Origin of the sequence: Paenibacillus apii (assembly GCF_011043685.1) — a bacterium.
GTDB classification, from domain to species: domain Bacteria; phylum Bacillota; class Bacilli; order Paenibacillales; family Paenibacillaceae; genus Paenibacillus_AQ; species Paenibacillus_AQ sabinae.
Map to the genome: position 1 here is coordinate 91,968 of NZ_JAAKGU010000002.1, position 24,940 is coordinate 116,907.

Here is a 24,940-nt window from a genome sequence, read left to right on the forward strand (position 1 = left end):
ACCAAATAGCGGCAAGTTTTTTTAAAGTGTGACTAGAAACGTACTGAAAAAAGCTTCATGGGAAAACAGCCCTTTTTCTATTTACTATTCCTGCTTAAATCTTCTTTATAACGGGCACGTAGATATCCATAACTGTATCCGGACGGAAATGGCAACGTTCATCATAGAATTCAAAATCTAATTTGGTCTCATCATACTCATACCCGCTATCCTTGAACCATTCCTCAAAGATATACTTCCATGTTTTACTGATCGCGTTGGGGAAATCCTCCTGATTGGCTTTACCGTTTTTTCCTCCGAGTGTCACATCCACAGGAGGAGTAGTAAATACAGCGTAGGTAGCTTCAGGTACTTCAAGAGTAATCATGTCTGGAGTCACTTTTTCAAAATCTTCAACAATGACTCCCAGCAAATAAACCAAGCTTTCGCTTTCTCTAGACTCCGGTACACAGATCCCAACTTCACCATGTTTCGGAGGATTAAGCTGGTCATACATTTTACATTCCCACCCGTTAATATCGTAATTGTTCCAAAATGCAGCGATATCTTTAGTAAAACTTCCATCTGCGATATTCGTTTTTATTCCATAACCGGCAACTTTAAATGACGGCTTTGAGATAATTGTAGGAACCATAAAACAGCCTCCTAATTTTAAAGTGTTTTTTTCTCCGGTAAGATAATTTTTGACACCTGCCATCCTTACTGCATATTGTGTCGGGTTATAGCCATACTCCTTACGAAAAGCTTTAGTGAATCCGCTTTGTGTTTCATAACCGTAATCAAACGCAATATCGATGATTTTTCTGCCTTTATAAAGCTCTACCGATGCTAAGGACAACCGTCTCTTTCGAATATACTCCATGACAGGAACTCCCATACACACTTGAAAAACCCTGCAGAAATGATACAAAGAGTATCCGGTATGTTGAGAAACGATTTCTGGTGTCAGTTTTTCCTTGATATTGGCCTCAATAAATTCGATGCTTCGTTTGATATCAACGCTATAGTTCAAACCATCATTCCCTTTCCCCGTACGGTTGATTAAATTATAACAACAGCCGAAACACCTAACTGTTCCAGCTTTGCTATTCTGGAATCTTTCCATGGAATGAGGATTTTCCTGACGGAGAACAGAAAGATAACTCTTGAAATTGTCGCAGCGTCAACTGCTACTATAACATTGAGAGCTCGGAAAGGAGACTTTGGATGAACAGATCTGTTGCAATCAATCAGTTGTCGGAGCAGATGGGACTGACGAGTCGCACCTTGCGCCATTGGGAATCAGAAGGATTGTTTAAAAGTTCAAGGGATACCTCTGGATGGAGAATTTATGATGAAAACGCACTCTTATGTATCCGAATTACTGCAGTACTTCGAAAAATCGATATTCCGATAAAGGATATAAAATCTGTTATTGAAAACCAATCCCCTTCACGGCTTATCGCGGTTATTGAAAATAAAATCTCCACGTTAAAGCTGCAGAGAGCGGAAATCCTGCTTTTTGAACAGCAATTAGACCGGGTCTTGAAACTTTTTCATAAGAAAAACATAGATTGTCTCTCAAGTCTTGATGAGATCCTTACGGAAATGGAGGATTTATTAATGAGCAATCCGGAAGAAAACAACATTATCAAAATAGTCACCCTGCCTCCTATGAGGGTAGCCTATAATATTGCTGTAGGTGTTTCTCCAGAAGATGAGGCAATTGCGCCGGTGCTGGATTGGATTACGTCGTCAAGCTTACTGGGTACGGCACGTTTTTTTGGTGGTAATGTGAAGCCGCTGCCAAGTCATCCCGGTATCCCATATGGATATGGCATGTGTGCTGCAATTCCGGATGGAGTGGATGTTCCATCACATTTACAAGAAATGGTGTTACCCGGCGGCCTGTACGCGATGTTAGAAAGCAGTGATGACATAGGCGGTTCATGGAAAACGTTAATGCGTCACTTGTCAAAGCACAGTAAGTACAAATCTGACCGTTCAAGACTATGCCTGGAAGAACATATTCGTAATGACAATCCGGATGATAGTGGAAGCAAATATTATCTGAATTTATTCGAACCGGTGGAAGTAAAATAATTTTCAGCGCAGCATAGAAGCAGTCCATAGGGAAACATTCGCTTAAAGAAAAAGGTCATCCGTATTGGATGGCCTTAACGTTTGCCATTTAAAACAACTCGCCGCTCCCCACCCTAACTAACAAAAACCCCAACCTAATCCCCTGCTCACAGCACCCACTGGCATAATTTACTCAGCACTATTCCAATAAAAAATTAGATAAATATTAAAATCTAATACCAATAGTGATACACTAAGATTAGGGCAACATTAATCCAGAAAAAGTGTGCGGCGAGGTCGCGCGCTGGCTTGCTGTGGCGCCTAAGCAGGAGCGCCTTACATCCTTCCTGCAAATTGTAGGGTAGAAGGACGGTAAAAATGAGCAACGGACAAACGAAAACCGACGTTATTTTAATTGGTGCCGGAATCATGAGTGTGACTTTGGGTTCACTGCTCAAGGAACTAGCGCCGGACTGGAAAATCACCGTGTTTGAGCGGCGCGCGGGCGCAGGAGAGGAAAGCTCTAATGAATGGAATAATGCGGGTACGGGGCATTCTTCGCTGTGCGAACTGAACTACACCGCCGAACAACCGGACGGATCGGTCAATATTAGCAAAGCGATAACCGTAAATGAAGAGTATCAGGTTTCCAAGCAGTTTTGGTCTTATCTGGTGGACAGCAAGCGGATACGAAATCCGCGGGACTTTATCGTGCCTGTGCCTCATATGAGCTTTGTCCAAGGGGAACAGGATACAGCCTTTTTAAGAAAACGATTTGAAGCGCTTTCCAAAAGTCCCCTATTTCAAGGGATGGAATTCTCCGATGACCCGGCACAACTGATGAAATGGATTCCGCTTATGATGAAAGACCGGACACTCAATCAGCCGATAGCGGCAACGAGAATCGAATCGGGAACGGATGTCAATTTCGGCGCTTTGACGCGCATCTTGTTTGACCACTTAAAGAGTAACAACGTCGATCTGAAGTTCAACCATCAGGTGGATGATATTAAACGTGCCGGCGACGGCTCGTGGGAATTGAAAGTGCGGAATCTGGATAGCGGTACCGTAGGGCGCCATACGGCCAAATTCGTCTTTATCGGCGGCGGGGGAGGAAGCCTGCATTTGCTGCAGAAATCCGGTATTCCTGAAGGAAAAGGCATTGGCGGATTTCCGGTAAGCGGACTGTTTATGGTGTGCCGGAAACCGGATATTGTCGCGCAGCATCATGCCAAAGTCTACGGCAAAGCCGCGGTTGGCGCTCCGCCCATGTCTGTTCCGCATCTGGACACAAGATTCATCGACAAGGAAGAATCGTTGTTTTTTGGCCCGTTTGCCGGCTTCTCGCCCAAGTTTTTAAAATTCGGTTCGATGTTTGATTTGATCACTTCGGTCAAACCGGATAATCTCGTAACAATGCTGGCGGCAGGCGTGAAGAACTTTGGACTGACCAAATACCTGGTCGAGCAAGTGATGTTATCGAAAGAACAGCGTATGGAAGCTTTGCGGGAATTTGTTCCGAACGCCAAAAGCGAGGATTGGGAGCTATTAGTAGCGGGCCAGCGTGTGCAAATTATCAAAAATACGGCTTCCGGCAAAGGAACGCTTCAATTTGGCACGGAAGTGATTAGTGCCGCCGACGGCTCGATCGCTGCATTGCTCGGCGCTTCCCCAGGTGCTTCTACCGCCGTTTCCGTCATGCTTGAGGTCATAGAAAAATGCTTCCCGCAACTTATCAAAGCGTGGGAACCGAAACTGAAGGAGATGATTCCTTCTTACGGTGTGTCGCTGCCTGAAAACCCGGAGCTTATAAGCGAAATACAAGCTTCAACCGCGCGGTCGCTCGGGCTAACGAATGGGATAGGGAAGCCTGAGAGCAAGACCCCTAATAAAAGTGTGACGGAAGTAGAGGAAGCGGCATTCCGCCCGTTATAACCTAACCCTGTCAAAAATAACAGGAGCAGAACCATGGTTCTGCTCCTTAAGTTTGTGCTTACAGATGTGAACCGCCGGTGGCATCAACCATTTGTCCCGTTACCCAGCGGCTGTCTGATGAAGAGAGGAAAGCGACGATGTCCGCGATATCGGAAGGCTGCCCGATCCGGCCGAGGGCCGACATTTCTGATGCATACTTCTGCCCTTCCGGTGTGTGCAGCCAAGAGGCATTGACGTCCGTATCGACGATGCCGGGAAGGACAGCATTAACCGTAATGCCGCGCGGTCCCAGTAATTGCGCAAGATGCAGGGTAAATGTATTGATTGCCCCTTTTGTCAAATTGTAGGCCATAATGTGGGGATATGCGATTCGTGTAACACCAGAAGAGATATTAATGATGCGTCCTTCGTTACGCAGCATCGGCAATGCCTGCTGGACAAGGAAGAACGGTGCTTTGACGTTTACTGCAAATACCTCGTCGAATGCTTCTTCTGTTGTCTCCTCAAATGATTTTGAAGTTCCGATACCGGCGTTGTTAACAAGAATATCAAACCGGGCTTCTCCGGTACGGTGAAGGAGTGCTTCCTCCAAGGATTGAACCAGCTGCTTCACCCCAAGGGTGGTCTCGAGTCCTGCACCGATCGCAATGGCCTGCCCTCCCTTTTCTTCAATAAGGTGAACGACATCTTCCGCCGCATCACGGCGATTCCCATAATGAACAGCAACCAGGGCCCCTTCCTCTGCCAAACGCAGGGCAATCCCTTTTCCGATCCCTCTGCTTCCTCCTGTGACCAAAGCTATTTTTCCTTCCAGCCGTTTCATTGGTTCCACTCCTCCTTCTTTATTGTGCAGCACTACTTTACACCCTCCAGTTAAGGGGAGAGTCAAGGAAACACCGATTTTTTTGCATAAAAAAACCATGATCCATTTTGCAATTTGCAGAATGAACCATGGGATCAAAATGAGTGTTAACCGGTAGGCTCGATTGGGACGAGCAGCTCAGCCAGCCGTAAGGTTCCGTACATATCCTTGTCTGAAGTTAAATAGATTTCGCGGACCGATTCTTTTGTGGAAGGGACCAGGCTTTGAGACCGAATCCATGACAGGAGTTCTGTGACAGCCGGACAATCATTGCGGTAGGGGTTGCACTGGTGCACAAGGGAAGCTGCAGCCTTCAATTCAGGGAGGATACCGACCTTCACTCTTCCCCCGCTTGGAATAACCTTGGTTAGAGGCAGGGCGACCTCGATATCGGCCAGATCTGAATTCATGCTGCCGAAATCATGCCATACAATCGTCAGTAAACGCCCTTCATCCTCCCCGCAGGAACGGACGTACTGTACAATTTCGTCCAACAGCAGACACAACTGCGTACGTGGGATAGTGTCACGTATGGAAGCGGTGAGTTGGGGTTCTACATACCGAATTGCAGCCAGTGTATGTTGATGATGCTCCTCCAATTCTTCAACACGGGTCAGCCTTTTAGCGATCTCGTTAAGCTGATTTTGCGCTTCATGGATGGCCTGCTCAAGTTCTTTCTTTTTATCCGCTAATTGGTTCTTTACTGCCTCCGGTAGAACGTTTTCTTCCAGCAGGGGCTTGATTTGCTCTAATGTGAAGCCTTGATCTTTCAAGGCGAGGATACGTTTAACCGTTAGAAGCTGTTCTTCGGTGTAATATCGGTAGCCATTATTTTCATCTACGACGGCGGGCTTTAACAGCTCCAGGTTATCGTAAAATCGTAAAGTTTTAACGGAGACCCCGGTCAACTTGGAGAAAGCGCTGATTTTTAACATACCGAAACGGACTCCTTTCGTGAAACGGCTGCTCCTTACATGATATTTCCGTGCATGGATTGCTAGGAATCGTGTGTATTTCCTAATTATAATTTAACTTGTGGAGAAACGATATGGATTGGCTTGAGTGGGGGAGTGAAAGTGAATCATTTATTAACCGCAGCAGAAGCGCTAAAATCGTATGCAATTCATGTTGATACGATCCAGTTGATCGGACAAAGTGGAAATATCGTATACAAAGTAACCGACTCCGATCAACACACCTATTCCTTACATCTTAATAAGTCCAAGAATGACGCTCTGGACAGCAAATGGACAAGTTATGAGGCCCTCAAGTCACAATTGCAGTGGGTGGATGCCCTGGCTGCGGAGACCGATTTAGTTGTGCCGATTTCCCGTAAAAATACGGACGGCGAGCATATTACCATTATAAATGGTGTGCTTTGTACATTGACAAGTTGGCTGGAAGGGGAGAATAAATCTTATATTCCTACAAAAGAGGATGCCGAGAATACCGGTACAATGATAGCGAAAATACATAAACACTCTTCGGGATGGAAAACACCGGATGGTTTCTCCAGACCTGCCTACGATTCATCTGCCATTGCATCGGTGCTTGAACAATTGGATCAAGCCTCCGAATTTTCTTTTAATCAAAAAACGCTCCGAGTGCTAAAAGAAGCAGGGAATAAGCTGATTCGTTTTCTTGATTCGCAAGACAAGAGAAACGGCAAGTGGGGAATGATCCATGCCGACCTAATCTGCCCTAATATCTTATTTTATAATCAGGAGGTACGACCGATTGATTTTGGTGCCTGTGGATTTGGATTCTACCTTTTATGTGAAACTGACAGAGGCATTTTTTGTTGCGGCACAGATGGAATCCTTGAATTTCTTATTACGCGTCCCTGAGGCCAGTGAGTGGGTGCCAACTACCTTTGACAAATTAACCGATAGGGAATTTGCGAGTTTTCTGATGGATGAACATTTTCTGTTTAGCGGGGTACCTTTTTGGTGCTGAGCGGAATTACTATCGGGACGGCCCCTAAAACTAGCCGCTTCAGACAGTGCGTTGAGCCATATCCACAAGTAATGGCAAGCCCCTCCGCCGTTTTGGTGGAAGGGGCCAGTCGTTCATCCAACGGTATAAAGTGTTGTTACAAATCCCCAGCTCGCGGGCAACCTGCGCCACCGCCTTTCCTTCTTCCTGGATCATCTGAATGGTTTGCAGTTTGATTCTTTATCGTATTTTTTCGTCATGATAGCACCTCGAATTTGGATATGTTCATTCTACCCGATTCTCTATGTCTACTTTTTAGACTAGCGGCAATATTAATGTAACAAAATCGCTTATACATATATCTGCTCTTGCAAGGGCCTGTGTAAAGTTGATTTAAGATATTCATTGCCTATATCCCACGTAGTTCCAATGATATCCTTATCCTATATCAGATGCGCACCTGATGAATTCTAATTTGAGAATGAAAAAGGAGGAAAAAATGGGTAAGGATAATATCATTAAATCAATGCTTTCTGGAATGGTGAGTATGACGCCGAATGGATTTATCGCCGATCAATTAAACCAAGAACAGTTTGTAGGTTGCCATGAGTTGTTCTTTGACAAGATCCTGGAAATTCATTCATCCGATATAAAGGGAGTAGAGGGTTATGGTGAGTTTAGTGAGGAATGTAAAACGGAATACGAGACCTGTAAGGAGTTTCTGATCGATACATTCGCAGAAGATAAAGAGGGATATTGGTATAATTGGAAGGAGATGTTCGAGACAACGGTTCTTGAGCCTGAGTTCTTTGAACAATATTTACAGGAAATGAAGGACAGAATCCCGTATTGTGAAGGAAAACGTTATTTGGTGTATAACAACACATTCTTCGCCAATATGATCACGGATGGCAAGACGACGGTCGGCTTCCCTGACTGGAGCAGATCCGGCATCTGCGATTTCCTTCTCGATTTTGCCATTATGGATTTGAATAAGCCGTACTTGCACATCCCGGAATTGTTTTTCGAGTATTGTAAGAAAAGGAACATCCTTATACCGGATTTTCAAGAGAGGTTCTTATGTATGGCTTATTATAAAGGGATCGATGTCTTGCGTTGGCACGCATCGATTGATGATACGGAGTCCTGTGCATCAATCATGAAATCGATCAGCGAGCTGAAAGATCGAATATACGCCTTATAGATGGTGATAAGATGAAATATGAAAATGCCAGCGATATCATTCCCGAGGAACTATTGAAAGAAATCCAGAAATACGCGGCAGGGAAACTTCTATATATTCCCTCCGGGGAGGAAAAAAGGGCTTGGGGGGAAACGTCCGGCTACCGGGATCAACTGCAGAAGCGCAATCGAATGATTCGCAATAAGTACGCTCATGGGCTGACAGTTTCGGAACTTGCGGACGAATACTTCTTATCCTTGGATTCCATTAAGAAAATCATCTATTCGAAGAATAATCATAAGTATTTAACTTATGCTCCGACACTAGAATCAGCTGTATCCTATGCGAATGCCGGGATGATCGAAGAGTGGGTTCAATGCTATTTCCTGCTTACCCGGAAGGCTGCTCCCATTATGAAAGATTTCATGAAGGTAGATTCTCTCTATTTCGGTGTAGTTAAGTTTCCATTGCGTCTCATTCGGCGCGAAGAATCCGATATTGGGACGAACCAGGTAGTTGAAAATGATGATAATGTATCTGCGAAACCACCACTTCTTATTCGATATGAGGAAGGAATGTTTTATTGTACCGTACAGCGGGAACTGTTGGCTTCACTAAAACAACGTAAAATCAATGCCTATCCCACCATCATCGTTTTGAAAGGAAATACTGAGTATAAAAGATTCATGAAGTACTATGGAAATCTGTTTATTTATGTTAATAAAGTATAATTTGATGAATGCGTACTGCAAGTAATGGCAAGCCCCTCCGCCGTTTTGGCGGAAGGGGCCGGTCGCTCATGCCAACTTCTTCGGCCATTTTATTTATTTCAGCAATATCTTTAAATTTTCAATCTCCCCTTTATAATAATCAATGGTCTTCCCTTCCGTAACCTTCCAATCCTTTTCCAACAGGACAATGATTTCTTGAAGCTTTTCAATAGCCTTATCATACTTCCCCTGGATCTCATAAATATGAGAAATCGCTTGCAATGAATCTGTATATTTGGGGTGTGGTTGAAGCTCGTAACCTTTGGTGTAATATTCTATGGCTTCGTCATATCTGCAAAGTTTAGCCATGCAGTCCCCTCTGGAGGACCATGCAAGCCATTCGTGAGAGTACCGTTCCGTCATCTGCTCCCACAGAGCTAATGCTTGAGAAAGCTTGCCTTCTTCCTTACAGATCAGACCTCCATATAGTGGATACAAATAGCCTGGATGGATGCTGTTCAGTTGTTCCAGGGTTTCTTTGGCTTCAGCACATCTGCCATCTGCAATGAAGTAGTTCATCAGCCATACATAACCTCGCCAGTAGTCCGGATAATTGGGCACGAAATTTTTGTAATACTCGATGAGCTTATGGTGATTTGAGAAGTTCCAGTCGAAAATGACTCCGTTCTCTGCATCCCGCAGAGCGTTATGATTCCTTTTCTTATCTGGAGCTAGGATCAGTGCGTCCTTGGCATAATGGGAGGCTATTTCACGGTGCTCATCTGAACGATGAATGTGCAGTTCCGCCAGCAAGGTGAGACATTGGGATTTTCTCTCCTCGTCATTCAGCCTTTCCTTCAGAAATTGTTCCGCATAGTCAAAATCATCTTTGGATATAAAATGTACATTACTAATCATATTTTCAATACGTATTAAATGGGTGTCATCGGTTAATGCAAATAGCTCATCAATTGTAACACCTAAAATAACAGATAAATCAGGGAGGATTTGGATATCAGGCATGGTTACATTGTTTTCCCACTTGGATATTGCTTGGGATGACATATTCAGTTTGGACGCAAGCTCTTCCTGGGTCATTCCTTTTTGTAAACGCAAGGTCCTGATTTTTTTCCCTATCTCAAAATTCACTTGGATAACCTCCAATTTTTATCATTTCGACTAGTCAATTGCATTATAGCTTTTCGAATAAAATACCCTCAATGACCGCGTGGTTAAGTGAATGAACTTATCAGTTACATTAGTAGTCGTATGTATGTACTTGGAACAAATACTATGAATATGGGTTTACAAAAATGGGAATAATTGATATCCTATCGATAACATGAAAACGCGATGATGAGAAGAGTAAGGAAGTGACGTTCTTGCACAGAGAGCTCCGGTAGGTGAAAAGGAGCAAAGAGCAATTTCCCGAACCAAGCCTCTGAGCAGCATGCCGGAACCTTCAAGGGGGATGGCATGACGGGAGCTCCCGTTATTGAGCTAGAGTATAAGCATTGCCTGCAATGCCGTACTTAAAGAGGTTAATATGGCGACATATTAATGAACCTGGGGTGGCACCGCGACAACTTCGTCCCCAAGACATGAAGTCTTGGAGGTGAAGTTTTTTTTGTATCGGATGATCACTTAACAAGTTCATTAGGAGGAGTCGACATTGAGTAGCCTCAAGGAGCATCACACCGAGAATTTTTTGCTTAGTCTAATTAGTGAGGAGCTTGAGAAGAGCCCGTTTGGCAGAGAAATGTGCACGCGATTTCCTCCCGAACCCAATGGATATCTTCACATCGGGAGCGCCTACGCCATAAATACGAATTTTACAGTGGCCCAAAGGTTTAACGGAACGTTCAATTTACGTTTTGACGATACGAATCCTCTTAAGGAGGACATCAAGTACGTTAATGCGATCATTGAGGATATCAAGTGGCTCGGATATGATCCGGGGGAAAATATCTATTACGGCTCAGACTACTCGGACGAAATATATAACGCTGCAATCACATTGATCAAGCGTGGGAAGGCCTACGTCTGTGATTTGACACCGAACGAAGTGACAGAGTATCGCGGGACTTTGACGGAGCCAGGGAAGAACAGCCCTTACCGAAACCGGTCCATTGATGAAAATCTGGAGCTTTTTGCCAAAATGAAAAACGGTGACTTCCCGGCTTCTTCAAAGGTCGTTCGCGCCAAAATCGATATGGGCTCGCCCAATTTGAATCTGCGTGATCCTGTGATTTACCGAATTATCCATGCTGAGCATTACAGGACTGGAAATGACTGGTGCATCTATCCGATGTACGATTTTGCTCATCCTATCCAAGATGCGATTGAGGGCATCACCTATTCCCTATGCTCCATTGAATTCAAAGATCACCGTCCCTTGTATGAATGGGTCTTAAAGGAGCTTGGTACCCCTGAGCCTCCGCGGCAAAGGGAGTTCGGGCGGCTGAACTTAACGGGTGTAGTAACGAGCAAGCGATTTTTGAGACAGCTGGTTGAAGGGGGCTACGTCGACGGCTGGGATGATCCCCGGCTCCCAACGATTCGTGGTTTAAGAAGAAGAGGCTTCACGCCAGAGAGCATACGCCGTTTTATTGAGGAGATCGGCAGCATTCGAACCCAAAGCACGGTAGATATTTCGCTCTTGGATCATTGCGTCAGGCAGGATTTAAAAGAAAAGACGGTTAGCGTCATGGCTGTTTTGCACCCTCTAAAAGTCGTCATTACCAACTACCCTGAAGATGGCGCGGAACGATTAACGATTGAAAACAACAGCGAAAATGAGGCTCTGGGGAAAAGAGAGGTTCCTTTTTCCAAAACGATTTATATCGAGCGGGACGATTTTATGGAGCAGCCATCCAAGGGCTTTCACCGGCTTAGTCCGAATGGGGAGGTGAGGCTGAAGGGGGCGTATTTTATCAGATGCGAAGAAGTGATCAAAGACAGCGTTACGGGTGAAATTACGGAGCTGCGCTGCACATATGACCCGCTTACGAAGAGCGGCACGGGGTTTACCGGGCGTAAGGTGAAGGGGACGATTCATTGGGTATCTGCGGACCATGCGGTCAAGGTTGATGTTAATCTTTATGAAAAACTGCTGCTTGACCAGGATATTCCGAAGGAAGACAGCGGAGATTGGACAACGAAGATCAACCCTGACTCATTAGTTACCATAAAGGATGCTTTAATGGAGCCTTCCATTCAACATGCCAGCCCGGAACAGAAGTTCCAATTCTTCCGTCACGGTTATTTTTGCGTCGATAAGAAATATAGTACCGGTGAGCGGCTTGTGTTTAACCGTATCGTACCGTTAAAGGATACTTGGAGCAAAAGATGAGGCTCTGAAAAAACTTGTCTGGCGACACGGAGGTATGGTTGAGTTAAAAGCTAAAAAAAACGTATAACAAGGTAGAGGCAAGCTGATTGCGTTAGACTGCGCCCTTAAGTGTTTATGAGTTTGTAGTGAATTAACTCTATATGGATTGGTGGGTTAATCATGACTGGACATTTGGCAAAAGCACGTACATTCATGCTTACACATGCTCGTTTATTGGAACGAAGATTATTCGAGGTTCATTATGAAGGCGCACCTCCCCAATCTGTCGGAAATATCGTACGTGCCTATCAAAATTCGGATGGTGGACTGGGGCATGCCTTAGAACCTGATGTTCGTTGTCCAGAAAGTCAACCATTGTTTATTTCTTTTGGCCTTGGAGCACTCCAGGAAGCTGGATATCTTGACGTTGAACTTGCAACTTCTGTATGCAGCTTTCTGGAATCCGTTTCAAACAAGAAGGGGCTCGTCCCATTTTTTCAGGAATCCGCATATCAGTCTCCTATGGCAAGTCATTGGATACATTCAACCCTAACTCCTGGTCTTAATCCTACAGCTGCGATTTGCGGGCTGCTTCATTATCAGGGAGTCAAGCACGAATGGCTCTCTCTGGCAACGGAAACTTGCTATCAAATGATTGTCGAAAGTCCTCCCTTTGAAGCCCATGCTCTTTGTTGTGCTGCTGCTTTGGCAGAATATATACCTGACAGGGCCAAGGCAATGAACCTTTTGGATGCAATAGCTATAGCTCTTCCTCGAGCACGATTTTTCATACCTGATGCTCCGATAGAAAGTTATGGTCTGACACCTCTTCACTTTGCACCGAAACCAGACGCAATTTGTAGGCCATTGTTTACTCAAAACCAAATCGATGGTCACTTGGAGGAACTTCTGAAACAACAATTGCCAGACGGAGGATGGCCTATTAGCTGGGAAGCCCCAGGTCCTGCTTCCGAATTGGAATGGCGTGGCCGGGTGACTCTAGAGGCAATATGCAGGTTATCCGAATATGGAGTCATCTAATTAATAGAGAAGGCCATCCCCTAAAGGATAGCCTAAAAGCTTGCTGAGCCTCATAGGCTGCTTCAATATTAGTACAGCGTAGGAATCGGAGGACAAGAAACCGCATTTATGAATCTTGGATCGATTCCGTAATAATACCAGAACGTCCCGCTCCAGCGATAGCCTGAAACTTCTCCGTACTCCACACGAGTGGGGAAATACCAGAAACTGTCCCCGTTCCATAACCAGACATAAGTATAATTTTGCACGCAGTCGATGATATAAGATCCGTATGCCGGAGGTTTGGGCGGGATAAAGGCAGGGGGAGGAGACAAGGCTTGGGCGGGTGTTCCGGGCAGTGGCGAAAACGCCATTTGATTCACTCCTTCATCATGATTTCTTTTCATAATATGCATATGCCCAGTTTAAAGTTCGTTCTTGGCTGAAACGGATCAGCCAGATGCTGCGTAGTGCATAGCATGAACGTCTTGCAAGGATGAATTATTGTGGAGGGGGAACCGGTACATGTCTATGTTCAAAAAAGTATTGGCAAGCGTCGGCATCGGGTCGGCTAAAGTGGACACTCGGCTGGAGGAGGCGCAGGTAGTGGCCGGCGGTACACTGCGCGGAGTGGTATCCATTCGCGGAGGCCAGGTGGAGCAGCAAATTGACAAGATTTATATTTATGTAAAGACTCAATATGAGAAAGAAGAAAATGATAGAAAGGTAACCCACGAAACTGAAATCGCGCGCATCCTCATTACTGAGGGATTTTTGCTGCAGGCCGGGGAGACTCGGGAAATTCCGTTCGAAATGACTGTCCCCGAGCGTGCGCCTGTATCGTACCGCAACACACCGGTATGGCTGATGACCGGGCTGGATATCAAGATGGCGCTGGACCCAAGCGACCATGATTATCTTGAGGTACTGCCAAGCGATAACATGCAGGTGGTATTTGACGCGCTGGATGAGCTGGGCTTCAGGCTGCGCGAAGTGTCGAATGATTATGCTCCCCGTCTTGGCGCGGGCTTGCCCTTCGTACAGGAATTCGAGTATGTGCCGACCCGCGAATTTCGCGGCGCGCTGGATGAGCTTGAAGTGATGTTCTTCCCCCGGGGGGACAATTTGGAGCTGTATCTCCAGATTGACCGCAGAGCTCGCGGACTTGGCGGTTTCTTGTCGGAAGCCATAGGTACGGACGAAAGCTTTATCCGCGTGACCTTTACCGGCAATGATCTGCGCCGCGGCGTACATGCGGTGGCCAGCCAATTGCATCAGCTTATCTCCCGATACAGCTAATACGGAATGCAGCGCAAAGCTCGACCTCTCTAAGGAAGTCGGGCTTTTGCTTGTTGCAGAGACTACCATACCATCCACATGCCTGCAAAACAGGTGTATTCCCCGTTTGGCGCCTTAATAATGGTGGTGAGGTCCTTTCGGAAATGGGATCCGCTCTTATTACGCTTTGCTCTCTTGTAGGCATTTACGTACGCTTGAGATTCGTTTCTACCCGTGCCGCCATTTCCTCCTAAAATTTAAAGACTTCTGATAATACATAGGTCCAGAGACAAACAAATGCCAGTAGTCCCAAACTGTATTTTAAAGTCATTTTCGTTAATTCAAATTCTTTGCCTGTTTCACCAACGGCAGCGGTTGCAATGACTGTAGATTGCGGTGAAATGAGTTTCGCCATTACTCCCCCGGCGGTGTTAGCGGTAACCAGTAAAGTTGGATTCGTTCCAAGAATGTTAGCCGCTGTAGCTTGGATAGGCGTAAACAAGGTGTTGTTATTTACTACTGACCCCGTCATAAATACCCCAATCCATCCTAAGATGGGCGATAAAAGCGGGAAGAACCTTCCTGTTGCAGCAACGGCTTCAGCTAATGCATTTGTTAATCCTGCGTAAGTCATTAATTTAGCAATACCGAGAATGGCAGAAATCATAACGAGTGGAATCCAAAATTCCGCAATGGTTTGTTTAAAGAGCTCTATACCTTTTGTGAACCCTAGAGATTTTGTTGTGATAATGGTTGTTAATCCGGCCAGCAATATGGGTGTACCTGTCACACTTATTAAATCGATGCTTGAACGTAAAGCCGATCCGGGTATTCCAAACGACAATGTGGTAAAAGCAAGAGCCCCGCCTTTTGCAAATAAATCTTTAAAAGCGGGCAGGCTCCACATTAAAATAAATAAACTCAATAAATAAAATGGAGACCAGGCCTTAATCACATCACCCGTTGTATGTTTTTGAAGGGTAACCTTATGATTGCCCAGTAAAAAGATTTGTTTCGGCTTCCACTTTTTCGACAGTAAACCCAACATTCCCATAGCCAATAAAGAGGGGATAATATCAGCTAATTCCGGACCTAAAAACAGGGCAATCATAGCTTGAGTTACGGTATAGGTAATAGATACAACTAAAATAGCCGGAAATACTTCTTTGATCCCTTTGAATCCGTTAATTAAGAATATGAGTAAGAATGGAATCGTGAAATTAATAAAGGGCAGCGTTAGTGCAGACATCATGGAAACGTCCATTGAAGTTACATTCCCTTGTAAATTCAAGGTTCCTATGATCGCGACAGGAATACCGATCGCACCGAACGCTCCTGAAGCGCCGTTTGCGATGAGGCAGAGCATAGCCGCTTGTAAGGGTTTGAATCCCAAGGAAACTAATAGAACTGCACAGATTGCGATGGGAACACCGAAACCGGCGGCGCCTTCAAGAAAGGCATTAAAACAAAAGCCTATGAGTAATAGCTGAATCCGCTGGTCTTGCGAAATACCGGCAATGCTTGCACGCAATACGTCAAATTTCCCCGACTCTACAGAGAGTTTATATAACCAAACGGCCATGATGATAATATAACCAATGGGCCATATGGCTTGAATGGTACCTTGTATGACACTTCCAATGGAATCGCCAACAGGTAGCTTAAATATAAACATTGCGATCAAAAAGGTAACCGCCAAGTTTAATAAGGCTGCATAAATACCTTTCATTTTAAATACGGTCAAGCACAAAAGAAACAATAGTATCGGAATAGCCGCTACCATAGAGGAGATGAGCAGATTATTAAACGGATTAAAATCCACTTGGTCTCCAGTTGTTCCATTCATCACAAATGCCTCCAGTACCACATTGGTGAAAATAATATTCCACCGCTTGATTAGAAATATACGGTTCAGGAAGCACTGTTCAGAGAATGATCCGAGAAACTTCTACACATTAATTCCATTGTTAGATTTTTGGTAGTAGGCTGCAGCAAAGTCACGGAAGGCTAGTGCGGCCTTGGACAAATAATGCTTCTCATGCCAAACCAACTGGAACGTGCTTTTGCTGCTGGGGGATTCAATTTGAAGCAGCGTCATGGGAGATTTAGGGGCATCGTCGCTTTTGTTGCAGGCACCTACGATTGCAAGGCCCAGACCGGCTCTTACCAAGCTGGATTTTGTAGCCGGTTCATCTACTTCGCATACAAATTTGGGGGTTATGCCAGCCTGCAACAGCAGGTCCTCATCCCGCTTTCGAAAGATATGATTTGTTTTATAGCCGATAAATGGTTCGTTCGCCACTTCAGTCAGATCGATACTTTCACGTTCAGCGAGCCAGTGGCCGGGAGGAACAGCGAGATAAGCTTTTTCGGAGAACACTGGAAGCTCGCGGATACCGGGCTTTCTAACGGGAAACGCCGTAAACCCAAAGTCGACTTTTCCGGATTCGAGCAATTCCTCCATTTCTTCTGTTGAGGCTTGTGAAAGATGAAACCGGATATCCGGATATTGGTCAAGAAACTCGCTTATAGGAGCAGACAGCCGGTTTAAGGTAGGCGAAGCCACGTGAATACTGCCGGCTTCGAGGCCTGCCATGTCCGCAACCATCCGCTTGCCTTCCTCCAATGCGGAGAGCGCAACTTCTGTCTTTCGAAGGAAAGCCTTTCCGATCGGATTGAGCTTGATTTGCCTTCCCTGCCGATCGAATAACGGGACGCCTAAATCCTTCTCTAACCGCGCAATCGTCTTGCTAAGCGCGGGCTGGGCAATATGAAGTTCCTGTGCAGCTTTTGTCATATGCTCATGCTTGGCAACCGTCCGAAAATAATGCAACTGCAGCAATTCCATCTGTACAACTCCTATTCATATATTTAAAGGAATGAGTCATATAAGGAAAGATATATTATTTATTATAACAAGTTGGTTATAGAATAGAAGTGCGAAGCAGTCCATATGTTCCCGGGAATTTTAGCTGCTTTCAAAGGAAGGAATGGATAAACATGAAAATGAAAACGATGGGGATCGCCTCTTTTGGACCGCCTGGAGTACTTGAGGCGATGATGCTCGATATACCGCAAGCGGGGCAGGGAACGTTAAGGATAAAGGTAAAAGCAGCAGGTGTTCAGCCTGCCGATTGCTTAGTACGCAAAGGTCGGATACCTCCAGGCGCAACGGTACAATTGCCTGCAGTCCTTGGTAACGAGTTCGCGGGAATAGTAGATCAACTGGGAGACGGTGTGACCGGATTTGAGATAGGGGAGGGCGTTCTGGGTTTTCAATATTTAGGATCTTATGCTGAATATATCGTCGTGCCTATTAGTCAGATCGTATCGAAGCCTACCGACATGCCTTGGGAGGTGGCCGGCGGATTTTCTGGAGCTGCGCAAACGGCACACACCGCCATAGAAGAGCTAAAGGTCGCCAAAGGCGATGTCTTATTTATCAACGGGGCTGCAGGAGCGGTTGGCACAGTAGCCGTACAGCTGGCGAAGGAACGAGGCGCCGTCGTTATCGGAAGTGCAAGCGAAGCGAACCATGAGTATTTAAAATCGCTTGGTGCGGTTCCCGTTCTTTACGGTGAAAACATGACTGAATCATTGCGACTCCTTGCCCCGCAAGGAATAGACGCTTGTCTTGATGCGGCCGGTGGAGAAGGCTTATTCGCGGCAGTCGATATAGCGAACGATAGAAGCCGCGTCGGAACGATCATTGCGTTTGCGCAAGCGGAGAAATTAGGGGTGAAACAAATTCGAAGCAAACGAAATGTGTCCCGGCTGCAAAATCTTGTAGAGCTCTATTCGGAAGGAAAGCTGCACATTCATATTCGAAAGGTTTATTCGCTGGATCATGCGGCTGACGCGCACCGCGAGGTAGAAACTGGCCACGGCCGAGGGAAGGTTGTGCTCAGTGTCGATTAAACTAATGTTCGTTTGATTGTCATAAATAGGACATGCGGCGGATGCATGTCCCATTTTACATTCATATCATCAAAATCTCCCGCAGCTCCTCTTCGGTAAGAGCCGACGCTCCCTCCTCCTGGCCGGGGCCCATGACTTCGTCGATTAAGAGCTTCTTTTTGTGCTGGAGCTCGTACATTTTTTCCTCCATCGTGTCTTGGGTGATCAGGCGGATGACCTGGACGGCGTTCTTCTGCCCCATCCGGTGGGCGCGGTCGGCGGCTTGCTGCTCAACTGCCGGGTTCCACCACAGGTCATAGAGAATAACGGTATCGGCTCCGGTTAAATTCAGTCCGGTTCCTCCCGCCTTCAGGGAAATGAGGAAGATGTCCATTTCGCCATCGTTGAACCGGCCGCACAGCTCGACGCGCTCACGCGCCGGCGTAGACCCGTCCAAATAAAAGAACGGAATACCCTGACCGCTCAGCGCTCTGCCAATGAAGCCGAGCATTTCCGTGAATTGCGAGAAGATCAGCATGCGTTTCCGGTTGGCTAGACCTTCCTCCACGATTTCCATCAGCTGCGTAAGCTTCGCCGAGCCTCCCTTGTAATCTTCGATAAAAAGGGCGGGATGACAGCAGATTTGCCGAAGCCGGGTGAGACCGGCCAAGATCTTGATCCGGCTCTTGTGATAGCCGTCCACGCTTAGATGCTTCAGGGTGTCCTGCTGCAGCTTGGCCAAATAAGCGGCATACAGCTTCTTCTGTTCGGGCAGCAGCTCGGCCGGCTTGATCGACTCGGTTTTGTCCGGCAGGTCTTGAAGCACCTCGCTCTTCCACCTGCGCAGCATAAAAGGCCGCGCCCGTTTGGCCACCTCTTTGCGCGTTAAGTTGCCGAACGTCTTCCGGTCAGGGAACAATGCCGGGAAGACGACGCTAAAGATTGACCACAGTTCTTCGATCCGGTTCTCGACAGGGGTTCCGGTCAAGGCGAACCGGTAATCGGCCGGGATCGATTTAACGGCCCGAGCCGTTTGCGTTGCATCGTTCTTGAAGGCCTGGGCCTCATCGAGAATGAGTGTGTGAAACGGCTGCTTGGCATAGAGATCCGTATCCCTCAGCAGGAGCGGGTACGAGGTAAGGACGACGTCGGCGTCCTCCAGCCTTTGCATTTTCTCCGCCCGCTCGTTCTGGCTGCCATCTGCAATGAGTACGCGGATGCCGGGTGCGAACTTCCGCAGTTCGTTACGCCAATTGTAGACAAGCGACCCCGGCGAGATCACGAGGACAGGGATGCGCCGCTGCCGAATCTCCGGCAGAACGGAAGCGATGAAGGCGATGCTCTGCACGGTCTTCCCCAGCCCCATGTCATCCGCCAAAATGCCGCCGAATCCGTAATGGGCCAGCGTCTTCAGCCACTGGTAGCCTGTAATTTGATAATCCCGGAGCACCTTCGTGAACGAATCGGGAACCGGGAAGTCGAGATTGTCCGGATTCCGCAGGTTATAGAGAAGCTGACGCACCGGCTTGTCGAGCTTCAGGCCGCCAAATTCATGATCGATCAGGTGAAGGCTGCGGGCAAGAGGAACCCGGATCTTCGATTCGATGATATCGGTGTAGAGCAGCCCCGTGTCCTTGAGGAACCTCGACATCTCCTGAAGCTCAGCGCTGTCCAGCGGCAGCAAGGAACCGTTCGGCAGGCGGTAGTATCTCCGCTTTTCCTCCAGGGATTTCACAAGACCGCGTATTTCGGTTTCGGGTATCCACCCCATATTGAGGCGGAATTCAAGCCAGTTCATTCGTTCGGCTGCGGATACCTGCATACTGACCTTAGGAAGTGTATTTAGTTTGTGCACCCGCAATTTCACCGCCGTCGTTGCGTACACCTTCATCAGCTTCTCGAGCTGCGGGACAACCGTATAGAGGAAGTCGAACTCGGCTTCTTCATCGTTCATGAAGTATCCGGCCTCTGTCTTCGTGAACGGACATTGCTCGATCATATCAATGATCTGCCGCTCGCCCTCCATGTCGCGGATGAGAATGCGCGGCGCCCCCTGCCGCATACGGTCGTCCTCCAGGGGATTAATGACGACCTCGCCGTATTGAAATTCAACGGCAGCGAGAAGACGATCCTTCACCCGGTCCAGATACAGCTTGGCCTGAAGCGGGGATTGCGTTACTTGCTCCGCAATGGCCGGGGCGATGCGGACGCTGCCCAGCTTCATGAAGCCGGGGACGGCTTTTTCCATAAAAGCCTGCATCTGTCCGCCGGGAATAAGAATGTCGTCCGCACCTGAATCGCCAAGAATGGCCTTTAGTTCGGCAAGCCGCTTGCCTTGTTTGGCAGGGATCGGGAGCAGCTTCCCCTGAAGGAATGCCGCCCCGTATGGCTCCATAACCGTTATTTGCTCAAGGCCGTGAACACGGAGCGAAACGTCCCCTGAACCGGCTTCGCCCAGCTCGAAGCGAAGAGGCAGGGGCTCATCCGACAGGCTAATGCCGTCATATTTGATCTCCCCGTCCATAACGGTGACCTTCGGCGCCTGCTTCAGCAGGGGAAGGAGGCCCGCCCATGCCTGCGGCGAAATGAGCAGCATGCGGTCGCCGCTTTTGCCAGAGCTATATACTGAGTGCAGGCGGTCTGTTTCGCGGTAGGCGGCGCGGTCCCGAATCATTTCCATCAAGGCCCGAAGAACGGCCTCGTCTTCTTTCGCAAAGGTGTGAAGCTCTGGGCTGTAGCCGAATCTCGCTGAGAAAGCATAGCTTTCCCCCCGGTCAAGCTGATCCAGGAAGGAAGCGATATTTTGAACGATGTATAAGGCTTTGGGGCCTGCTTTAAGCTCTATGCCGAACAGCGCGGTTTTTTGGTCCAAGTCGAGCAGCTTAAGAATAAACTCCACATTAAGAGGTGTTCTTGTCTCCGCAAGGGTTCTATTGTGAATGGGGCGTATAGGCTTATCGTCGAACAGTTCGAGAATGCGCTCGGTGATCGCGGCGGGTTCGGCGCGTCCGGGAGCTGCTCCGGGGCCGCGATCGTCAGGAATCTGCGGGACGGTGGAGTCGCCGGTTAGCTGAATGTCGCAGAGTCGGATCAGCACCGCGGCTATATGGTGGCAAAAAGAGTCGTATGAGCCAAGCGAGGGACAGGTGCATACCGCCTCCGGCTTGCCGTTTCCGTCAAATGAAAGCTGAACCTCATGGCGGCTTCCGCCGTTCACTTCGGCTGTATATTCATGCGCTTCGGTGTCGAATCGTCTAAAATGAATTTTATTGGCGCGGCACAACCGGCTGCCTTTTTGATATGCATTAGGCCCGCACCATTGTTTGATCGATTGTTTGGTTAATGGTATGTTCATCGGCCGGCACCTTTCTATATAATAGAACAGATGTTTGTTCGTGACCATTTTAGCATTCCCTATTGATAATGTATATTACCCGCGCTATGGTGAGGGGAGTCCGTTATAATGAATGGTAACTCGAACTGGTGAAGCGGATACGGGATGAAGAGGGTCACCTCGGGGCATGTTAGGGGAAAAGACTTCGAGGGAGTGGATCCGAATGGCCAGAAGAAAGCGAAAATATGCGGTGCCGGGGGTAGAGCAGGAAATGCAGACCTTCAAAGCAGATGTGATGCGGCATGAAGGGTATGCCGTTGATCCGAATCACCCGGATGACGTGAAATACGAAGTGGCCAAGGAGCTTGGCGTCCCCCTGCAGCCGGGTGAAAATGGCGGTCTGACGACGGAATCGGTGGGCCATGTCGGCGGCAAAATCGGCGGCTCCATGGTCCGCGAGATGATCCGGCTGGCCCAAGAGCAATTAGCGAACCGGGAGCAGCGTTAACCTTCTCCCAAGGCAATCAGCGAGGGTTTAATTTTACCTGGGAGCCTTTGCCGCTGGTCTGGATACCCGTGTCCTTTACTCCGGCGTCCTTCAGATCGGTCACCAGCCGCTCCAGCACGGCCTTGGCGGCGGCCGCTTCTTTGGCGCCGGATGCTTTCACGACCAGCTGTACCGGTTTGCCTGTGCGCAGATGCTTGTCCGCCTGCCGGAGCTTCGTGTCGTAGTCATGCTCCTCAATATGAGCGGTGAAGCGAAGCTCCTTGACCTTCTCTTTGCCGCCTCCTCCGGCTCCCCGTCCGGCGTCTGCCTTGCTTGGCGCAGCGCTCTTCCGGGCAGCCGCCTTTCCTGTCCCCTTCGCAACGAGGCTGCAGGGCGGGGGACTGCTCATAAGCGAAGTGCAGACCAGGTCCGCCCGTTCGGATCTGGCCATGGCCAGCGCTTTTTCTCTGGAGACGATCCCTAAATTCTCTCCATTAAGCCCGGTCAGCACCACCTCGGATGCCTTGATTTGTTCATTAATGAGTACTGGCACGTATGAAGCCTCCCAAGAATCATGATTAGCATTATCATTATACGCCAAATTTCAATCGAATCCGCGTTCATCTTTAATTATAATTAAATTAACCTGTTCATTGGATTAGTTAAGTGAGGCCGAAAGGAAGTCTTGCCTTGTTAGAAACTTTACTGTTAAATTTCCTGTTTTTACTCTTTCCGGTAGTAATCGTTCTGATTTTCTTCGAAAACCGGACCCATTCCTATAATCGAAAAATGCTCATTTTACTGTCGGTCGTCACGATGATTCTTTGTATTGCCAAACCTATCAAGCTGGAAATGGGCTTTATTTATGATTTAAGATATATCCCGTTTATTATCGTGGCCCTTTACGGAGGATACAAGAATGTTCTCCCGCTGTATATCGTGTTAAACATTTACCGGTTCTATGTAGGCGGCGCCGGGACAATTCCTTCGTTTCTTTATTCAACGGCCGTATTCGCGCTGGTCCCGTTATTCAGTAACAGATTTCTGAAGCTGGACCCGAAGGGCCGAATCGTCAGCGCAACTGTTATTTCTTTGCTCACCATGGGATGTTACCTGATCATTTTAAGCCGGATTGTAGGCTCACTCGATTGGCAGTTCTGGATTCTCACCTTCTATGCCTTAACTACTCATGTCGGAGTGATATGCGTCATTATGGTCCTGATTGAGCAGATCATCGCCAATATTAAGAATCGGGACCGGTTTTTGCAATCGGAGAGACTAAATGTCGTCAGCGAGCTTGCGGCCAGCGTTTCCCATGAAATCCGGAATCCGCTTACCGTTACCGGCGGTTTTCTGCAGCTTCTGAATAAATCGAAGACCCTCACACCGGTTGAAAAAGGTTATATCGAGTTATCTTTGCAGGAACTGGGCCGGGCGGAGCAAATCGTCAGCGATTATCTGTCTTTTGCCAAGCCGCAGTCCGAAAACATGGTCTATTCCAACCTGAGAGCGGAGTCGGAGTATACCAAAAATTTAATCCTGCCTTATGCCACTATCCATCAAGTCGAGGTCAAATATAACTTCAATAACTCGTTAAATAAAAGCTACGACAGGAACCAGATCCAGCAATGTTTGATTAACCTGTATAAGAACGCGATCGAAGCGATGAAAGAGAAGGGCGGCGGCACGCTGTCCATTGATATAACGGAGAAAAAGCACAACATCGTGATCAGTATCCAGGACACCGGAATCGGAATGACCAAGGAAGAAATATCGCGTCTGGGCAAGCCCTATTATTCCACGAAAGCTGAAGGGACGGGTCTTGGGATGCTCATGGCCTATAGCGCCATCCATAAGGTCAAAGGGAATATTGAAGTCGACAGTGAAAAAGGCAAAGGCACCACATTTGTCATAACCATCCCTACTTAAATGCCGTTTACAGCATAGTGGTAGGATATGTTAGTATGGATGTAACGAATGGAGGAATGTAGTGTTGTCTAATTTGCCCAATTGTCCAAAATGTAATTCCGAATATACCTACGAAGACAGAGGTCTTTATGTTTGCCCGGAATGTGCTCATGAGTGGACTTTAGAATCAGAACCTGAGGTTACTCAAGATCAAAGGATTATCAAAGATGCGAACGGCAATATCTTAAACGATGGGGATACAGTGACCATAATCAAGGATCTTAAAGTAAAAGGAAGTTCATCCGTCTTAAAAGTAGGTACAAAAGTAAAAAATATACGTTTAGTTGACGGGGATCATGATATTGATTGCAAAATTGACGGGTTTGGGGCGATGAGTTTGAAATCCGAATTTGTCAAAAAGGTATAACACCGATAAACCTTAAAATGGGGGGGCAGAAATGAGTCAGCAATCTCAAAACTATACTAATCATCGCAGGATACATCCTCTTTTTCACGTTTTGCTTACCCTTTTGACAGCAGGTTTGTTTATTTCAGCTGTAGTAGAGCTGGCGAGATCATTGAAAGCGGGAAATCAGGTGTTTCCTGCAGTCCTTTTTCTAATCATTTCTATCATGTTCATCGTTATTTTTCTAGTAGTTCGCTCTTACCCTTTAAAAGCACAGGACCGGGCGATACGGGCCGAAGAGAATCTCCGGCACTATGTATTGACACAAAAACTGCTCGATCCGAGGCTTAGCGTGAAACAAATCGTAGCTTTGCGGTTTGCCTCCGATGAGGAATTTCCTGCACTTTGCAAGAAGGCGGCGGCAGATCAGCTGTCACCCGATGCCATTAAAAAATCGATCCAGAAGTGGAGAACCGACGACTACAGAATCTAGGGAGCCAAGGAATAGAGTACGTTACTACTCGTTTTCCGGGACTCCTTTCCCAGATCAAAGGGCATCCGCCAAGGATGCCCTTTAGTTTATAGTTAGCCTT

22 protein-coding genes, 1 pseudogene and 1 other annotated feature are annotated in these 24,940 nt (G+C 47.1%); of the genes and pseudogenes, 13 read left to right on the forward strand and 10 right to left on the reverse strand.

Annotated features, from left to right (window positions below):
* Positions 1-94 precede the first annotated feature (94 nt).
* Positions 95-1,105: an AraC family transcriptional regulator gene (locus tag G5B47_RS06295; protein ID WP_235957106.1), complete on the reverse strand. Its 1,011-nt coding sequence runs from the start codon at positions 1,103-1,105 to the stop codon at positions 95-97.
* A gap of 101 nt (positions 1,106-1,206) precedes the next feature.
* Here G5B47_RS06295 and G5B47_RS06300 point away from each other — a divergent pair, with 101 nt between their 5' ends.
* The gene (locus G5B47_RS06300; protein WP_165095756.1) at positions 1,207-2,082 is read left to right on the forward strand and encodes a MerR family transcriptional regulator; all 876 of its coding nucleotides are present in this window, start codon (positions 1,207-1,209) and stop codon (positions 2,080-2,082) included.
* Positions 2,083-2,439: 357 nt separating this feature from the next.
* A complete protein-coding gene (locus G5B47_RS06305; protein WP_165095759.1) occupies positions 2,440-3,996 on the forward strand; it encodes a malate:quinone oxidoreductase in 1,557 nt (518 codons plus the stop codon).
* A gap of 58 nt (positions 3,997-4,054) precedes the next feature.
* On the opposite strand, the gene G5B47_RS06310 is transcribed toward G5B47_RS06305, so the two are convergent.
* Together G5B47_RS06310 and G5B47_RS06315 are read right to left on the reverse strand one after the other, a co-directional pair.
* The gene (locus G5B47_RS06310) at positions 4,055-4,819 is read right to left on the reverse strand and encodes an SDR family oxidoreductase (RefSeq protein ID WP_165095762.1); all 765 of its coding nucleotides are present in this window, start codon (positions 4,817-4,819) and stop codon (positions 4,055-4,057) included.
* Positions 4,820-4,965: 146 nt separating this feature from the next.
* Complete coding sequence (locus tag G5B47_RS06315; RefSeq protein WP_165095764.1) at positions 4,966-5,793, reverse strand: MerR family transcriptional regulator; 828 nt, start codon at positions 5,791-5,793, stop codon at positions 4,966-4,968.
* 141 nt (positions 5,794-5,934) lie between these two features.
* On the opposite strand from G5B47_RS06315, the gene G5B47_RS06320 reads away from it, so the two are divergent.
* Entirely contained in the window at positions 5,935-6,705 is a 771-nt protein-coding gene (locus G5B47_RS06320) for a phosphotransferase enzyme family protein (protein WP_165095767.1), read from the forward strand.
* A gap of 148 nt (positions 6,706-6,853) precedes the next feature.
* Here G5B47_RS06320 and G5B47_RS26155 read toward each other — a convergent pair whose 3' ends face one another.
* The gene (locus G5B47_RS26155) at positions 6,854-7,030 is read right to left on the reverse strand and encodes a transposase (protein WP_407945216.1); all 177 of its coding nucleotides are present in this window, start codon (positions 7,028-7,030) and stop codon (positions 6,854-6,856) included.
* Between the two features lie 262 nt (positions 7,031-7,292).
* On the opposite strand from G5B47_RS26155, the gene G5B47_RS06330 reads away from it, so the two are divergent.
* Positions 7,293-7,997 (forward strand): hypothetical protein, encoded by a 705-nt coding sequence (locus G5B47_RS06330; protein WP_165095772.1) that lies wholly within the window; start codon positions 7,293-7,295, stop codon positions 7,995-7,997.
* A gap of 11 nt (positions 7,998-8,008) precedes the next feature.
* Positions 8,009-8,266, forward strand: a pseudogene (locus G5B47_RS06335) (CD3324 family protein); the annotation flags it as partial.
* Positions 8,267-8,800: 534 nt separating this feature from the next.
* Here G5B47_RS06335 and G5B47_RS06340 read toward each other — a convergent pair.
* The gene (locus G5B47_RS06340; RefSeq protein ID WP_165095775.1) at positions 8,801-9,835 is read right to left on the reverse strand and encodes a helix-turn-helix domain-containing protein; all 1,035 of its coding nucleotides are present in this window, start codon (positions 9,833-9,835) and stop codon (positions 8,801-8,803) included.
* 195 nt (positions 9,836-10,030) lie between these two features.
* Positions 10,031-10,285: a binding site (T-box leader), on the forward strand.
* A 73-nt stretch (positions 10,286-10,358) separates the two neighbouring features.
* On the opposite strand from G5B47_RS06340, the gene G5B47_RS06345 reads away from it, so the two are divergent.
* Positions 10,359-12,038: a glutamine--tRNA ligase/YqeY domain fusion protein gene (locus G5B47_RS06345; RefSeq protein ID WP_165095778.1), complete on the forward strand. Its 1,680-nt coding sequence runs from the start codon at positions 10,359-10,361 to the stop codon at positions 12,036-12,038.
* Between the two features lie 159 nt (positions 12,039-12,197).
* The gene (locus G5B47_RS06350) at positions 12,198-13,058 is read left to right on the forward strand and encodes a hypothetical protein (protein WP_165095781.1); all 861 of its coding nucleotides are present in this window, start codon (positions 12,198-12,200) and stop codon (positions 13,056-13,058) included.
* Positions 13,059-13,126: 68 nt separating this feature from the next.
* On the opposite strand, the gene G5B47_RS06355 is transcribed toward G5B47_RS06350, so the two are convergent.
* Positions 13,127-13,411 carry a transporter gene (locus G5B47_RS06355; protein ID WP_165095783.1) on the reverse strand — a complete coding sequence of 95 codons (285 nt, stop codon included), beginning with the start codon at positions 13,409-13,411 and terminating at the stop codon, positions 13,127-13,129.
* A gap of 151 nt (positions 13,412-13,562) precedes the next feature.
* On the opposite strand from G5B47_RS06355, the gene G5B47_RS06360 reads away from it, so the two are divergent.
* Entirely contained in the window at positions 13,563-14,336 is a 774-nt protein-coding gene (locus tag G5B47_RS06360) for a sporulation protein (protein WP_165095786.1), read from the forward strand.
* A gap of 229 nt (positions 14,337-14,565) precedes the next feature.
* Here G5B47_RS06360 and G5B47_RS06365 read toward each other — a convergent pair whose 3' ends face one another.
* Together G5B47_RS06365 and G5B47_RS06370 are read right to left on the reverse strand one after the other, a co-directional pair.
* On the reverse strand, positions 14,566-16,161 hold the full coding sequence (locus G5B47_RS06365) for an L-lactate permease (protein WP_165095789.1): 1,596 nt from the start codon (positions 16,159-16,161) through the stop codon (positions 14,566-14,568).
* A 102-nt stretch (positions 16,162-16,263) separates the two neighbouring features.
* Positions 16,264-17,163, reverse strand: a complete 900-nt coding sequence (locus tag G5B47_RS06370; protein WP_165095791.1) for a LysR family transcriptional regulator — start codon at positions 17,161-17,163, stop codon at positions 16,264-16,266.
* Between the two features lie 152 nt (positions 17,164-17,315).
* Between G5B47_RS06370 and G5B47_RS06375 the strand changes: the two genes are divergently transcribed.
* Positions 17,316-18,233 (forward strand): NADP-dependent oxidoreductase, encoded by a 918-nt coding sequence (locus G5B47_RS06375; protein WP_328804470.1) that lies wholly within the window; start codon positions 17,316-17,318, stop codon positions 18,231-18,233.
* 61 nt (positions 18,234-18,294) lie between these two features.
* Here G5B47_RS06375 and G5B47_RS06380 read toward each other — a convergent pair whose 3' ends face one another.
* Positions 18,295-21,567, reverse strand: a complete 3,273-nt coding sequence (locus tag G5B47_RS06380; RefSeq protein WP_165095794.1) for a DEAD/DEAH box helicase — start codon at positions 21,565-21,567, stop codon at positions 18,295-18,297.
* Positions 21,568-21,769: 202 nt separating this feature from the next.
* Between G5B47_RS06380 and G5B47_RS06385 the strand changes: the two genes are divergently transcribed.
* Positions 21,770-22,054 (forward strand): alpha/beta-type small acid-soluble spore protein, encoded by a 285-nt coding sequence (locus G5B47_RS06385; protein WP_165095796.1) that lies wholly within the window; start codon positions 21,770-21,772, stop codon positions 22,052-22,054.
* A gap of 16 nt (positions 22,055-22,070) precedes the next feature.
* Here G5B47_RS06385 and infC read toward each other — a convergent pair whose 3' ends face one another.
* Positions 22,071-22,586, reverse strand: a complete 516-nt coding sequence (gene infC, locus G5B47_RS06390; protein WP_165095799.1) for a translation initiation factor IF-3 — start codon at positions 22,584-22,586, stop codon at positions 22,071-22,073.
* A gap of 137 nt (positions 22,587-22,723) precedes the next feature.
* On the opposite strand from infC, the gene G5B47_RS06395 reads away from it, so the two are divergent.
* The 3 genes from G5B47_RS06395 to G5B47_RS06405 all read left to right on the forward strand — a co-directional run bounded on the left by G5B47_RS06395 (position 22,724) and on the right by G5B47_RS06405 (position 24,840).
* On the forward strand, positions 22,724-23,962 hold the full coding sequence (locus G5B47_RS06395) for an ATP-binding protein (RefSeq protein WP_165095801.1): 1,239 nt from the start codon (positions 22,724-22,726) through the stop codon (positions 23,960-23,962).
* A gap of 64 nt (positions 23,963-24,026) precedes the next feature.
* Positions 24,027-24,368, forward strand: a complete 342-nt coding sequence (locus tag G5B47_RS06400) for a zinc ribbon domain-containing protein YjdM (RefSeq protein WP_165095804.1) — start codon at positions 24,027-24,029, stop codon at positions 24,366-24,368.
* A gap of 31 nt (positions 24,369-24,399) precedes the next feature.
* The gene (locus G5B47_RS06405; protein WP_165095807.1) at positions 24,400-24,840 is read left to right on the forward strand and encodes a DUF6526 family protein; all 441 of its coding nucleotides are present in this window, start codon (positions 24,400-24,402) and stop codon (positions 24,838-24,840) included.
* The last annotated feature ends 100 nt before the right edge of the window (positions 24,841-24,940 follow it).

Coding starts and splice junctions, on each gene's coding strand:
- G5B47_RS06350 (WP_165095781.1), top strand. CDS start 12,198: ATGACTGGACATTTGGCAAAAGCACGTACATTCATGCTTACACATGCT.
- G5B47_RS06375 (WP_328804470.1), top strand. CDS start 17,316: ATGAAAATGAAAACGATGGGGATCGCCTCTTTTGGACCGCCTGGAGTA.
- G5B47_RS06405 (WP_165095807.1), top strand. CDS start 24,400: ATGAGTCAGCAATCTCAAAACTATACTAATCATCGCAGGATACATCCT.
- G5B47_RS06315 (WP_165095764.1), bottom strand. CDS start 5,793: ATGTTAAAAATCAGCGCTTTCTCCAAGTTGACCGGGGTCTCCGTTAAA.
- G5B47_RS06310 (WP_165095762.1), bottom strand. CDS start 4,819: ATGAAACGGCTGGAAGGAAAAATAGCTTTGGTCACAGGAGGAAGCAGA.
- G5B47_RS06370 (WP_165095791.1), bottom strand. CDS start 17,163: ATGGAATTGCTGCAGTTGCATTATTTTCGGACGGTTGCCAAGCATGAG.
- G5B47_RS06300 (WP_165095756.1), top strand. CDS start 1,207: ATGAACAGATCTGTTGCAATCAATCAGTTGTCGGAGCAGATGGGACTG.
- G5B47_RS06305 (WP_165095759.1), top strand. CDS start 2,440: ATGAGCAACGGACAAACGAAAACCGACGTTATTTTAATTGGTGCCGGA.
- G5B47_RS06365 (WP_165095789.1), bottom strand. CDS start 16,161: ATGAATGGAACAACTGGAGACCAAGTGGATTTTAATCCGTTTAATAAT.
- G5B47_RS06380 (WP_165095794.1), bottom strand. CDS start 21,567: ATGAACATACCATTAACCAAACAATCGATCAAACAATGGTGCGGGCCT.
- G5B47_RS06295 (WP_235957106.1), bottom strand. CDS start 1,105: ATGGAAAGATTCCAGAATAGCAAAGCTGGAACAGTTAGGTGTTTCGGC.
- G5B47_RS06360 (WP_165095786.1), top strand. CDS start 13,563: ATGTCTATGTTCAAAAAAGTATTGGCAAGCGTCGGCATCGGGTCGGCT.
- G5B47_RS06355 (WP_165095783.1), bottom strand. CDS start 13,411: ATGGCGTTTTCGCCACTGCCCGGAACACCCGCCCAAGCCTTGTCTCCT.
- G5B47_RS06330 (WP_165095772.1), top strand. CDS start 7,293: ATGGGTAAGGATAATATCATTAAATCAATGCTTTCTGGAATGGTGAGT.
- G5B47_RS06385 (WP_165095796.1), top strand. CDS start 21,770: ATGGCCAGAAGAAAGCGAAAATATGCGGTGCCGGGGGTAGAGCAGGAA.